Source organism: Winogradskyella forsetii, assembly GCF_013394595.1.
Taxonomy (GTDB): domain Bacteria; phylum Bacteroidota; class Bacteroidia; order Flavobacteriales; family Flavobacteriaceae; genus Winogradskyella; species Winogradskyella forsetii.
The window spans coordinates 513,057-527,589 of the sequence record NZ_CP053348.1; the positions used below are offsets into that span (position 1 = coordinate 513,057).

Here is a 14,533-nt window from a genome sequence, read left to right on the forward strand (position 1 = left end):
GTTAAATTTTCGGATAGAAATTGCTTTTAGCGTTTTAAACACTACTTAAATTGGAAGTCTAATTTTTGTTAAAGTTATATTAAACCCATCATCATCTAAATCCAAAGGTCGGTATTGCCGTATATATAGTATAACCAATAAATATTTATATTATGAAATTTAGAATGAATAAAATATTAGGAACAGTGATGTGTATGCTATTCGTAGTAATAACTGCCTGTGATGATGGTAAAAAAGAAGCGGAGCGAATGAAGATGGAAGCTGAAAAAATGGAGATAGAGGCCAAGGAGCAAAAAGACTTGGAAATGAAAAAGATGGAGGAAGAGAAGAAAGCTATGGAGATGAAGAACAGTATAGCAGGAAAAGCAATGGCTAATGAAGATCTATCTACTTTAGTAGCTGCCTTAAAAGCTGCAGATTTGGCAAATATGCTATCCGAGCCTGGCGATTATACTGTTTTTGCACCTTCTAATAATGCATTTGAAAAATTACCAAAAGGTACAGTAGACAACTTATTGAAGCCTGAAAACAAAGAAACACTTCAAAGTGTTTTGCAATACCATGTTGTATCAGGAAAAATAACCTCAGATGAAATGATGGCAGCTATTAAAGGTGCAAAAGGAAAGTATACTTTTAAAACCGTTGCTGGAGAAGAATTAACGGCGATGATGGATGGAGATCAGTTTGTGATTAAAGATTCTAGAGGAGAAAAATCTCAAGTTGTTCAAGGCAATGTTGATGCATCAAATGGTATTGTTTACATTATTAATGATGTGTTAATGGCTAAAAAGTAACAAACAGAACTTATAGTTCATAAAGGTTCAACTTTGGTTGAGCCTTTTTTTATGGTCGGATTTTAAGAATAAGATGCGTAGCTTTGGATCAAATTGTTAATTTTAAACAATTTCATTAAAAATTTATGTGTTATTTCAAGATGAATAAGTGTTTATCTTTTTTACTATTATGCTTTATTTTTTCATCGGAATGTTTCGGCCAATTCTCACCTAGTGTACACAATTATACATTGGCAGAGTATAAAGCAGGTAACCAAAACTGGGATATTTCTAGAGCTAAAGATGGTAGGGTTTATGTTGCAAATCATAGCGGCTTATTAGAATATGACGCCTTAATTTGGAAGTTTTATCAATTACCGAATAAAACCACGGTTAGATCGGTTTTAGCAGAAGATGATGTGGTCTATACAGGATCTTACGAGGAATTCGGATATTGGAAACGAGACAATTTCGGTTTACTAAGATATTATTCCCTAAGCGATTCGATAGTGGATTTAATTTCCCCAAATGAAGAAATTTGGGAAATTGTAAAATTTAACGACAAAATTATTTTTCGCTCCTTCTTAAATATATACATATACGATTATAAAAACGTAACACTTTTAAAACCAGAGTCTATAGTAATTTCTTGCAGTGTAGTTGAAGATAAGCTATATGTAAGCACATTAAATAAAGGTATATTTTTATTGAAAGACAATGGGTTGGAACCGTTTTATTTCGATGATTCTCTGCTCGACACTAAAATTATTTCTATTGATAAATACCAAGGCAACCTCCTTTTAATGACGTCGTTGAAAGGAAGTTTTTTCTTAAAAAACAGAAAACTTACGCCGACTAAATTTGAAATCAACGAACCTATAAAATTACATCAGCTAAATACGTTCTCAAAATTAAGAAATGGGAAAATGGTATTTGGCACCATTAAAGACGGCGTTTTTTTAACCGATGCTAAGGGAAAATTAGAATTTCATGTCAGCAAGGAAAATGGGTTGTTAAATAATACTGTTTTGGGTCAAACATTAGATGAATCAGATAATCTTTGGCTGGGTTTAGATAATGGTATTGCCAACATAGAGCTCAACAGTAGCAATTATTTTTTTAACGATGTTTCGGGTAAATTGGGTGCGGTTTACGATATTATAGAATATCAAAATGTCATTTATATTGGAACCAACACCGGTCTTTTTTGGTTAAATGCCAATGATAAATTAGAATTTCTAGAGGGTTCCCAAGGTCAAGTCTGGGACTTAAAGATTTTAGAAGGTGATCTTTTATGTGGTCATAATGAAGGTACATTTTTGGTGAATAAGGATAAACTTGAATTGATTTCTAGCCATACGGGAGGTTATACCATTAAAAAAATACCAGAAAAGAACCATACCTATATACAAGGTACTTATTCAGGACTTGTGAAATTTGAAAAGGTACTTGGCGAATGGAGCGCAAAACACCTTGGTGAAACTACAATTCCGTCTCGATTCTTGGTGTTTGAAAACGCCTCTACTGCTTGGGTAGCTCATGCCACAAAGGGCATATATAGGGTTAGATTTGATACTAATTATGATACCATTATTAGTATCAAGAATTACCAAGATAAAGGTATAAATTCAAATTATAATGTTAGGGTTTATAATATAAAGAACATTATAACTTTTAAAACGAATGAAGGTTGGCAGAAGTATGAACCTATTTTAGATTCTATAGTTCCATCAAAGCTGCTCAACGAAAAATTAGGAAAAGAAAACTACATCATTTCAGAAGAAGATGCCTCGCTTTTTGCTATAAAGAATAAAAATGGTTCTATTAATTTCAAATCGTTCTCAAGTGATGAGGACTTGGTTTTAAGCGACGGATTTTTGAAAAATAGATATGTAGTAGGATATGAAAATGTTTCTAAACTAAAGGATTCTATTTATGCTTTAAATTTGGATAACGGTTTAATGATTGTCAATGGGAATTCCAAATCCACCATAAATCTAAATAAACCGAGTATAGATGCAGTTTTTATAGAAAATGAGCGCATCAACATTTCAAATGTAACTTCGGAAGGGGTGAGTTTTAAGTATGGAAAAAATATGATGGTTGCGTTGTCCTCTCCTAATTCAAAAAATCATTTTTTTGAGTATAATATTTCCGAAATTAATGATTTGTGGTATAGAGTTGATGGCAATACAATTGATTTTTCAAGTCTGAAAGATGGTGATTATACCATTGATTTTCGGGCCAGTGACATTTCGGGCAATATGTCCCCTAGTCAAACATTAATGATAGAGATTTTGCCACCTTGGTACCGAGATATATGGGGTTTTTTACTGTATTTAATATTGGGCTTGGCTCTCGTGCTGGTATTTTATGCCATGCACCATAAAAAAATTGCGAAAGAACAGCGGCTCATCAAAATTAAATATCAAAGGGAGCAGCAAAAGTTATTAAGGGAAAAAACATTAGAAAATGAGAAGCAAATTGTGCAACTTAAAAATGAATCCTTACAGAACGAAATAAAACTTAAAAGTAAGCAGTTGGCGAATAACGCTATGGCTTTAGTTAAGAAAAACGAAACCTTACAAGATATTAAAAAAGAACTTACTGTCAATAAAGATGGGTTTAATAACTACTACGTCTTTAAAAAACTGTTAAAAAAGTTAGACAATTCCATTTTGCACAAGGACGAATGGGAAGTCTTTGAAAATAATTTCAGCCAAGTGCACGATGAGTTTTTCGAATTATTAAAGGCCAAGCATTCAAAATTGACTCCGAAGGATTTAAAGATTTGCGCCTACATTAAAATGAATTTATCCTCTAAGGAAATTGCGCCACTTATGAATATCTCAATAAGAGGTGTTGAAACCCACAGATATCGATTGAAAAAGAAATTAGATTTAGAAAATGATATTTCTTTAGTGGATTATTTGTTAAATATTAAAATTTAAACACATTTTCTTACCAATTTCTTGTTTTTTACTACGTCATTATTACGTCATTCTGTTAATTTTCTTTCGACTACAACGTTTTTTTTATAGCTTTATAGTACGTCAAAACGAGTTTTCTTAACATTTCTTAACCTTCTACATACCTAATGGCGTATTTAAAATGTAAATGGATGTTAACTTAAATTGACATAAGATTATAACTTGGGCTTGTAAATAAACTAACAAATTAATCAAATAATTAATCAATTTTTATGAAAACAAAAATCAGTCTATTGTTGATGCTCTTTTTTTCAATTTGTGCTATTGCCCAGCAGATTGAGGTCAATGGAGTTGTAACAAGTGAAAGTGATGGAATGCCATTGCCAGGTGTGAATGTCATTGTTCAAGGAACAAGTAGGGGAACTTCTACTGACTTTGATGGTAAATACACTATTCAAGTCAGTCGTGGTGAACAAATTGAATTCAGTTATGTGGGTTTTTTAGCACAAACGGTTACGGTTGAAGATCAAACAGAAATTAATATTATCCTTAAGGATGATGTTGCCTCATTGAACGAGGTTGTTGTGGTTGGTTATGGAACTGCAAAAAAACGGGACTTAACAGGTTCTATCTCAAGTGTCAATGGGGAAGAGGTCGCGGACAAACCTGCTAGTAACCCTTTAGCATCCCTTCAAGGTAAGGTTTCTGGGTTATCAGTAGTAAATTCTGGACAACTTGGTCAAAATCCAGATATAAGGATTAGAGGTACAAGTAGTAGATATAATGTAAGTCCATTATTTGTTGTGGATGGTATATTTGCAGATAACATAGACTTTGTAAACCCAAATGACATTGAGTCCATTGAGGTTTTAAAAGACGCTTCATCTTTAGCAATCTTTGGTGTAAGAGGTGCAAATGGCGTTATAATTGTGACTACGAAAAGAGCTAAAAATGGCGAATTTACTTTAAATTTTACATCTTCAATAGGGGTTAAAAATATTACGGATGCACCAGATATGGCTGATGCAGCTCTGTTTAGACAACTTTATGATGAACAATTGGTGAATGAAGGAGTGGCACCTTTTTCATATTATGATGAGTTTACTGGAGATACCGACTGGGTGGATACAATTTCAAACAAGTCAGCATTTATACAAACAAATAATTTAAGTATCCAAAATGCTACGGAAAAAAATTCCCTGTCTTTTGGGCTGGGCTATCGTTTAGAAGAGGGGCTTGTTAAGGATGAGGAATTACAAAGAATTACCTTTAACCTGAATAATGAATATAAGATAACTGATAGTTTTAGGATGGGTTTAACTATCAATGGTTTACAAGACAAACTGCCAAATACAGGTGGTTTTGGATCCGCATTGAATGCAACTCCTATTGTTGATCCTATACATTTTGACGATCGACCAGAATTCAACGGGTTGTATAACCAATTACCTATACAAATTGGTGGACCTCAAATTGGAAATCCCGCATTGGTTGCAAATGTAACTAAAAACAAAAATATTGGTGAGCGGTATCGTTTTGTAGGAAGCCTGTTTGCAGAAGTGGATTTTCTTAAGCACTTTAATTTTAGAGCTAATATATATGGCGACTATAATAATTTTAAGGGTAGAGCCTACACGCCTATTGTTCCAATATATGTATCTGAAACGGATGAAATTGATAATTTTAATGGAAATCAAATAACAAGGGTAAACCAATCGAGTACAGTAGTATTTAATTTTCAGCAAGAATATTTGTTGACCTTCAAAAAAGAATTCGGAAAACACGATGTTAACGCAGTGACAGGTTTTACAACTACTCAAACTGCTTTCGAAAGCATTTCAGGTAGCGTGGCACACGATCCTAATTCTGCAGTAGGTATCATCCCTGATGATTCAAGGTTTTGGTATCTTAATGTTTTCCCTTATGGGGATCCTTCAACTAGAACTTCCAATTCAAGTCAATCAGAGAGGGCAACGTCATCATTTTTAGCTAGGGTGTTGTATAATTATGATGGAAAGTATTTATTGAACACCTCTTATCGTAGAGACGCTACTTCCCAGTTGGCTCCTGATAACAGAGCACAGAACTTTTGGTCTGTTGGTGCTGGTTGGTTGGTTACTGAGGAAGGATTTATGGATAATTTTAGTAGTTTGAACAATTTGAAATTAAAGGGGTCTATTGGTGAATTAGGAAATCAAGCTTTGCCAGGTGGTACCAATTATCCCTATTATCCTGGGGTAAGCCAAGGTGCTACTGCGGTTTTTGGAGATCAGGTTTTTCCAGGTTTTATTCAAAAGTTTGAGGAGAATCCAAATTTACAATGGGAAACCGTAAATATGTGGGAAGCAGGTTTTGAATCCACATGGTTAGATTATAGATTAACTTTTAATGCTACTTACTACAATCGGAAAACTGAAAATTTATTAGTTTTTGTTGACACAGGTGTCCAAACATTTTTTGATAATTTTGGCGAGATTAGTAATAAGGGATTCGAGTTTGAAACTTCTTGGAGTGATGAATTTAATGATAATTTTAGTTATTCCATTGGTGGTAACCTTACAACGGTAAATAACGAAGTGTTATCTACTTTTGAAGATGCTGCAATATTTGCCAATGGTTCTGCCTCTAGAACTATTACAGGACAACCGATAGGGAGCTTCTATGGCTACATTGTAGATGGTATTTATCAATCTAATGCAGACATCGCTGCACTACCGCCGAGTACCTTAGGTAGTTATGCGCCAGGTGATTTTAAATATAGGGATGTTAACGGTGACGGTGAGATAACCCCAGATGATAGAACCAAAATAGGAAATCCAACTCCAGACTTTACATATGGTTTTTATCTCAACCTTAAATATAAGAATTTTACTTTAGGTATGGATTTTCAAGGCGTATATGGAAATGAGATCTACCGTAATTGGGGTAATGGAAATTCTTTCACCCAATTTAATTTTCGAACAGAAAGAGCTGGCAGATGGAATGGTTCAGGAACTTCGAATTGGGAACCAAGGCTGTTTTCTACAGAGTATAACAGTTTACCGTCGACTTATATGATTGAAGACGGTAGCTACATAAGATTACGAAATATTCAATTGGGTTACACGCTTCAAAATAAGTTGCTCGAAAAGTTGAAATTACAACAAGTGAAAATATATGCTAACGTCCAGAATTTATATACTTGGTCAGATACATCTGGTTTTACGCCAGAGGCTGGAGGTTCTCCAACATCTTTTGGTGTTGATACTAGTGGTTATCCATTACCTATTATATCGACTGTTGGTGTAAATTTAACATTCTAAAAAAAAATTATTATGAAAAATATAAAACGTATGTCAAAACTTAAAGTGCTGTGCTTAATAGCTTTGCTGACAGTTTCTTTTTCTTGTCAAGATGACTTTTTGGACAGGTTACCACAAGGCGAAGTAGCAAATAATGAAGAATTAGGTGTCGGTGGCGAAGAAGCTGCCGTATTTGGAATTTATTCCTTAACGAGAACCACTAATATAGGAACTTGGAACAGATACTGGTTTGGAAGCATTAGATCAGATGATGCTAAAAAGGGTAGCACAGATGGTGATTCGGCGGCCAATGGCACCGCATTCAACGATTTCCAGTATATCGCTACAAACGGGTTAAGTACAGGTTGGTGGAATTCTCATTATGAGGTTATTTTCGCATGTAACGAGGTTATTAATAATGTACAAGAATCTGGGTCTACAGACGAAGGAAGTCTTATAAATGAAGCAGAGGCAAGGGCGATAAGAGCATTAATGTATTTTGAACTTAGAAGAGATTATGGTGAAGTTCCTATAATAACGGTTACTATCGATGTACCTTCAGATGCCTTTGCACCAAAATCTTCTATAGCAGAGATAGATAACTTTGTCATTGCAGATTTGATGATTGCCGAAGAAAACCTACCACTTACGTGGCCAAATTACCCTGGAAGAGCAACTTCAGGTTTTGCAAAATCACTATTAGCGAAATTGTATCTGTATAAAGAAGATTGGTCAAATGCGTATAATAAATGTATGGAGGTCATTGATTCAGGGGTTTATATGTTGGACCCTAGTTTGGTAAATTTGTTTGAAAGGGAAGGTAATAACGGTGTTGGTTCTATTTTTGAAATTCAACAAACTATAACCGATAACGGCGACCAGTTTAACAATAACTATTTTATTTCACAAGGCGTCAGGGGAACTGGTGATTGGAACTTAGGTTGGGGCTTTAATGTACCCACACAAAATCTCGTAGATGCTTTTGAACCTGGTGATTTAAGAAAAGCCAATACAATTTTAGAGTCTGGTCAAGACGATGGAGGCTTTGGTGGCGGTACTTTACCAGATTTTCCGCCATTGGCTCAGCCATATTGGAACAAAAAAGCTTATACCGATGAAAGTATTCGTTCAGATTTAGGAGTAAACGGTAACAGGTGGGAGAATATTAAAATCTTTAGATATGCAGATATTCTTCTTATGGCTGCAGAAGCTGGTAACGAATCTGGATTAGCTTCTTCAACTGAGGTAGCTAATCTTATAAATCAGGTTCGTACAAGAGCTGGACTTCCAAATACGTCTGCCAATTCTCAAAGTGCTTTGAGAGATGCCATTAAGCAAGAAAGACGAGTGGAATTTGCATTAGAAGAGTATCGATTTTACGATTTGGTTCGATGGGGAGATGCGTCTTCAGTATTAGGGAGTTTGGGTTATTTGCCTAAGCATGCATTGTATCCAATTCCTCAAGATGCCATTGATCAATCAGGTGGAGTAATTGTTCAAAATCCTGATTACTAATTAATATCATTATAACAAATAAAAAGCATAGAAATGATGAAAAATAAACTTTTAAACTATTTGGGCACCATATTTATAGGAATACTATTATTGGGTTGCCAAGATTTGGAGCAGCCTGGATTTAGTGATTTTCCTTATGACGGTCCTGTTATTACACTTTCAAGCCCTATGGATTCTGGTGTTATCACTTCACAGGAAGAAATGGCAACTGTCGTCATCCAATTTCAAATTGAGGATGATTTAGGAATTGCTGATGTTTCTGTACAAATTGATAATGTTGAGATAGTAAACATTAGTGAGTTTACAAACAATAGATTACTGGTTGTTGATGATTTGACAACAGAGGTGTCAACGGGAATCCATACATTAACAATTACGGCTACTGACATCAATGATGTTGTAGTGATGGAAACTGCTGTTTTCGAAAAAATAGATGTACCACCGTACACGCCATTATTTGACGGCGAACAGTTTTATATGGCTTTTGAAGGGGACTATTTAGAAGCTATCAGCGGAATTAGTGCAACTGCTGTAGGAAACCCAGGTTTTACAGCTGATGCTAAAGTGGGCACAGAGGCTTATGAAGGTGCAGCGGATTCTTACTTAACATTTCCAACCACGGGATTATTAGGGGCTCAGTTTAGTGCTTCATTTTGGACTAAGGTTAATGCAACTCCAGACAGAGCAGGTGTTTTAGTTATTGGCCCTCCAGATGCTGATAACCCTGATGCTCAAAACAATAGAACAAGTGGTTTTAGATTTTTTCGTGAAAATGCAAATGGAATGCAGCGTTATAAACTAAATGTAGGAAATGGAACGGCAGATTCATGGTTTGATGGCGGAGCGGCAGCTGATGTAGACCCTACAACTAATGAGTGGGTGCACCTAGCATTTTCAATTTCAGAATCTGAAGTGGTTGTTTATATCAACGGAGAAGTAGTTAGTCAAGGACCTTTTAGCGGTATAGACTGGACCGGTTGTGATGTGCTTTCTATTATGTCTGGAGCACCTCGATTTTCAGGTTGGGGACATTTATCTGATAGTAGTTACTTAGACGATTTAAGGTTATTCAATACGGCATTAACTCAGAATGAAATTCTAGCAATGGTAGCTCAAGGTGATGAAATTTTTAAACTTGGGTTTAATGGCAACTACACGGACAGTTATAGTGGTGAAGATTGCACTGAGGTAGGAAACCCTTCATTTACTGGTATGGCTGGAGCTTTTGAGGGTAGTAGTGCCTATTTAGGAGCCACAGATTCATATCTTACATTTCCTACAGATGGATTGCTAAATGAAGAATTTTCAGCAGTATTTAGATATAAGGTTAATGCCATACCAGATCGCGCAGGGATATTGGTGGTTGGTCCTCAGGATACTGACAATCCTGATGCACAAAATAATCGTACTAGTGGGTTTAGATTATTCAGAGAAAATGCAGGAGGAATGCAACGTATTAAGTTAAATGTTGGTAACGGAACTGGAGATAATTGGTTTGATGGTGGTGCAGCTGCTGACATTGACCCAAATAGTAGTCAATGGACTCAAATAGCATTTACAATTTCTGGAACTGAAGCTGTAGTTTATATCGATGGACAAGTTGTAAGACAAGATGCTTTTGCAGGAGTTGATTGGACAGATTGTAATATACTTTCCATTATGTCAGGTGCTCCTAGATTCACAGGTTGGGGGCATTTATCAGATGAAAGTGCAATGGACGATTTAAGAATTTATAAAAAAGCACTGTCCCAAGCTGAAATTCAATCAATGCTTTAAATATAAATTCAACTTAAATTAATGTAAAATGTTTTGAATTAGTCTTCAATACTCTAGCTGCATTTATGTATCATAAGTGCAGCTAAAGTTTATCTAAAATTTACTTTCTTAAATGAAACAATCAAATCACGTGATTCTTCTGGTTGTAATGGCAGCGCTATTCTTATTGATGAGTTGCAATTCGTCTAAAGAAGATAAAACAATTACGGAGGTTCTACCAAAAGAAAAAACGATTAGTGACACAGGGTTATTGGATACAATCCAAAAACAGACTATAAGTTATTTCTGGGAAGGTGCGGAACCCAACTCTGGTTTAGCGAGAGAACGTCTGCATATGGATGATAGTTATCCTACTTCGCCTAAAAACACGGTAACAACAGGTGGAAGTGGTTTTGGACTAATGGCCATTTTAGTAGGAATAGAAAGAGGTTTCATCCCAAAAGAAGAAGCGCTTAATCGCTATTTAAAAATTGTAGATTTTTTAGAGGAAGCCGATCGTTTTCATGGAGCGTGGTCACATTGGATAGATGGAGAAACAGGTAAAGTATATCCGTTTGGTAAAAAAGACAACGGAGGTGATTTGGTTGAAACGGCTTTTTTAATTCAAGGATTATTAACAGTTTCAGAATATTTTGATGGGGAAAATACCAAGGAAAAAGAACTTCGTGGCAAAATAGATAAACTTTGGAGAGCGGTTGAGTGGGATTGGTACACTAAAAATGGTGAAGATGTTTTGTACTGGCATTGGTCGCCAGAATTTGGTTGGGAAATGGACTTCCCAGTTGGTGGTTATAACGAATGTTTAATTATGTATGTTCTAGCGGCTGCTTCTCCAACACATCCAATTAGTAAATCCGTTTACGAGAAAGGTTGGGCCAAAAATGGAGCCATTGTTTCAAATGAAACGTATTACGATGAAGATTTAGTTTTAAATTATTACGAACACAGTGATGCTAAAATCGGTCCTTTATTTTGGGCTCATTATTCCTATTTAGGCTTAAATCCAAAAGGCTTATCAGATCAGTATGCGGATTATTGGAAGCTAACTCAAAATCATGCGAAAATCCACTATAAATACGCTGTAGATAATCCGAAGGATTTTGAGGGTTATGGCGATAGTCTATGGGGATTAACATCAAGTTATTCTGTAAATGGTTATAAAGGTCACAGACCTGGAAATGACTATGGAGTCATTTCACCAACGGCAGCTTTATCGTCATTTCCATATACGCCTAAAGAGAGCATGAATATGTTGGCTAACCTCTATAAAAATCACGATAGTCTTATTGGTAAATTTGGACCTTATGATGCATTTAGCCTTGAACACAATTGGTCAACTCCAAGATATTTAGCCATAGATCAAGGCCCAATTCCAGTAATGATTGAAAATTATAGGACGGGTTTAATATGGAATCTATTTATGGAAAATATAGATATACAGAAAGGATTAAAAAAATTAGAATTTAGAACTGATAACCAATGAAAAGAAAAATCGACATATTTTATTTAGTAATGACTTTATTTCTTGTTGGGTGTTCTAGTAGTGATTCAGGAGATACTAATAACGAACCATCTACAGGTGATCTCAATATCTCTTATGTGCTATTTGGAAATGTAACACTCTCAAACAATTTAGAGTTTGATTTAGCTAATCAGTTTTTCATAAAATTTAATAAAAGCATAAGTCCAAATTCCTCGATGTTTGCATTGACCCACTTAGACTCCAATATTCCTTTAACAGTTGAGCAAGGTCAAAACAATGATGAGCTCATTATTACACCAAGTATAATATTAGAACAAGGAGAAAGTTACATCTTCTCAATATCAGATAATCTCATGGCAAATGATGGTTCTACCTTTGATGGTAGGACTTATGCATTTTCAATAAAGCTTGATCCTTTAGAGTTATTAGAAGCTCGTATAGGGGATGAAATATTAAATCTAGATCAAAGAAATTTAGAAATTCCATTGAATGAAAATTTTAATTTTGTTTTTTCTCATACTGTTTCTGCCTCAGATTTTCAGGCTAATACTAGCTTTTCACCAAGTGTGCCTTTTTCCGTAGAGCAGGTCAATGATGTCACCATCAAAGTTGTTCTTTCTGAAATTCTAGATTATTGGAAAAAATATGAAATTATTATTGATCAGAACATAGGAGTTAATATTGGTAGAGATTTTGAGTCAGAATATATTGAATTATTTACAACTTTTGATAATACTGACAAGTTCCCTCTAATATCTGACGATCAATTGTTAACATTAATACAGGAAGAAACCTTTAAGTATTTTTGGGATTTTGGACACCCTGTTTCAGGAATGGCTAGAGAGCGTAACACCAGTAATGATATAGTAACAACCGGAGGTACGGGTTTTGGGCTTATGGCAATGATTGTAGGTGTTGAAAGAGGATTTATAACAAGAAGTGAGGCCATTGCACGTTGGGAAACTATCGTGAATTTTCTAGAAACAGCAGATAGGTATCATGGTGTTTGGCCGCATTGGTTGAATGGTAATTCGGGAAGTGTTGTGCCTTTTTCTGAATTCGATGATGGAGCAGATTTGGTAGAAACGGCTTTTTTGATACAAGGGTTGTTAACAGTGGAACAATACCTAAACGCTATGGATGCCCAAGAAAATTTATTAAAAACCAAAATTACGACTTTATGGCATGAAGTAGAATGGGATTGGTTTACAAAAGGAGGTGAAAACGTTTTGTACTGGCATTGGTCTCCAAATTATCAATGGCAAATGAATCTTAAAATTCAAGGGCATAACGAAACACAGATCGTTTATGTTCTTGCAGCTGCATCACCTACGCACTCAATAACACAATCAGTATATGATGAAGGCTATGCTGTTAATGGAAATATGTTAAATGGAAATGTGTATTACGATTATACACTTCCTGCGGGAGGTAATTTTGGTGGCCCGCTTTTCTTTTCGCATTATTCTTATTTGGCGCTAGACCCAAGAAACCTCCAAGATCAATACGCCAACTATTGGACGCAGAATGTAAATCATACTTTAATAAATCGTTCATACTGTATTGATAATCCAGAAGACTATGTAGGCTATTATGCCAATAGTTGGGGTCTCACCGCTAGTGATAATAATAATGGATATTCAGCTCATAGTCCAACAAATGATTTGGGAGTAATTACTCCAACGGCAGCCATATCCTCGTTGCCTTACACACCAATAGAGTCTATGAATGCTATACGTTTTTTTTATTATAAGATTGGAGATAGAATATGGGGTGATTATGGGTTTATAGATGCATACAATCCCACTGAAGAGTGGTATGCAAGTTCTTATTTAGCCATAGATCAAGGTCCTGAAATTATTATGATAGAAAACTATAGAACTCAATTATTATGGAATCTCTTTATGCAAAATGAAGATGTTCAAGGCGGTTTGGATGCTTTAGGTTTTAACTATTAAAAATTTAAGTCAATAGAAATGAAAAATATTGTTTTAAGATTAATTTTGACATTTACTATTTTTAGCCCATGTGCTAAGGCTCAGCAAATTGATTCTTCAAAAGATTTATTCTCAAAAGAATATCATGTTCAAAAAGAGGATACTCTAAGGTACAGAATGCTATTACCTAAGAACTTTGATGAATCCAAACAATATCCACTGGTTTTGTTCCTTCACGGCGCAGGGGAAAGAGGAAGCGATAATAAAAAACAACTGGCGCATGGCAGTAGTTTATTTCTGAATGAAAAACATCGCGATTCCTTTCCTGCAATAGTCATTTTCCCACAATGTCCTCAACAGGATTACTGGTCTAAGTTAGAGGCAGATCGCTCCACAAAACCAATCACATTTAAGTATAAATATGATGAAGCGCCTACAACAGCAATGGCTTTAACTATGGATTTAATGGATGAGATGGTCACTAAACCGTATATAAAAACAGATCAGGTTTATGTGATGGGATTATCAATGGGAGGTATGGGAACTTTTGAAATTATCCATAGAAAACCCGAAATGTTTGCAGCTGCCATTCCCATTTGTGGAGGTGGAGATCCTGATTCGGTCACCAATTATGCCCAAAAAATTCCATTATGGATATTTCATGGCGCCAAAGATGATGTGGTAAATCCATTATTATCCATCAATATGGCAAGTGCAATTCTAAATGCTGGTGGATTTCCGAAATTTACACTATATGACTTTGCAAATCACAATAGCTGGGATCCAACATTTGCGGAACCAGAATTATTAACATGGCTTTTCTCTAAAACAAAATAAT

Annotated in this window: 8 protein-coding genes; all 8 read left to right on the forward strand. The window is 35.2% G+C overall.

Annotated elements, in window-relative coordinates; genetic code table 11:
* The first annotated feature begins 194 nt into the window (after positions 1 to 194).
* The 8 genes from HM987_RS02120 (at position 195) to HM987_RS02155 (ending at position 14,532) form a co-directional block, all read left to right on the forward strand.
* Complete coding sequence (locus HM987_RS02120) at positions 195 to 794, forward strand: fasciclin domain-containing protein (RefSeq protein ID WP_229724563.1); 600 nt, start codon at positions 195 to 197, stop codon at positions 792 to 794.
* Positions 795 to 1,024: 230 nt separating this feature from the next.
* Positions 1,025 to 3,724, forward strand: coding sequence for a helix-turn-helix and ligand-binding sensor domain-containing protein (locus HM987_RS02125; protein ID WP_229724565.1), 2,700 nt, complete (start codon positions 1,025 to 1,027; stop codon positions 3,722 to 3,724).
* Positions 3,725 to 3,975: 251 nt separating this feature from the next.
* Positions 3,976 to 7,005, forward strand: a complete 3,030-nt coding sequence (locus HM987_RS02130; RefSeq protein ID WP_179004799.1) for a SusC/RagA family TonB-linked outer membrane protein — start codon at positions 3,976 to 3,978, stop codon at positions 7,003 to 7,005.
* Between the two features lie 12 nt (positions 7,006 to 7,017).
* Complete coding sequence (locus HM987_RS02135) at positions 7,018 to 8,499, forward strand: RagB/SusD family nutrient uptake outer membrane protein (RefSeq protein WP_229719294.1); 1,482 nt, start codon at positions 7,018 to 7,020, stop codon at positions 8,497 to 8,499.
* 33 nt (positions 8,500 to 8,532) lie between these two features.
* Positions 8,533 to 10,275 carry a LamG domain-containing protein gene (locus tag HM987_RS02140; RefSeq protein ID WP_218645606.1) on the forward strand — a complete coding sequence of 581 codons (1,743 nt, stop codon included), beginning with the start codon at positions 8,533 to 8,535 and terminating at the stop codon, positions 10,273 to 10,275.
* Between the two features lie 112 nt (positions 10,276 to 10,387).
* Positions 10,388 to 11,758, forward strand: a complete 1,371-nt coding sequence (locus HM987_RS02145; protein WP_179004801.1) for a glucoamylase family protein — start codon at positions 10,388 to 10,390, stop codon at positions 11,756 to 11,758.
* On the forward strand, positions 11,755 to 13,716 hold the full coding sequence (locus tag HM987_RS02150; RefSeq protein ID WP_179004803.1) for a glucoamylase family protein: 1,962 nt from the start codon (positions 11,755 to 11,757) through the stop codon (positions 13,714 to 13,716). Before HM987_RS02145 ends, HM987_RS02150 begins: the two co-directional genes overlap by 4 nt.
* Before the next feature lie 18 nt (positions 13,717 to 13,734).
* Positions 13,735 to 14,532, forward strand: a complete 798-nt coding sequence (locus HM987_RS02155; RefSeq protein ID WP_179004805.1) for a carboxylesterase family protein — start codon at positions 13,735 to 13,737, stop codon at positions 14,530 to 14,532.
* Position 14,533 lies beyond the last annotated feature (1 nt).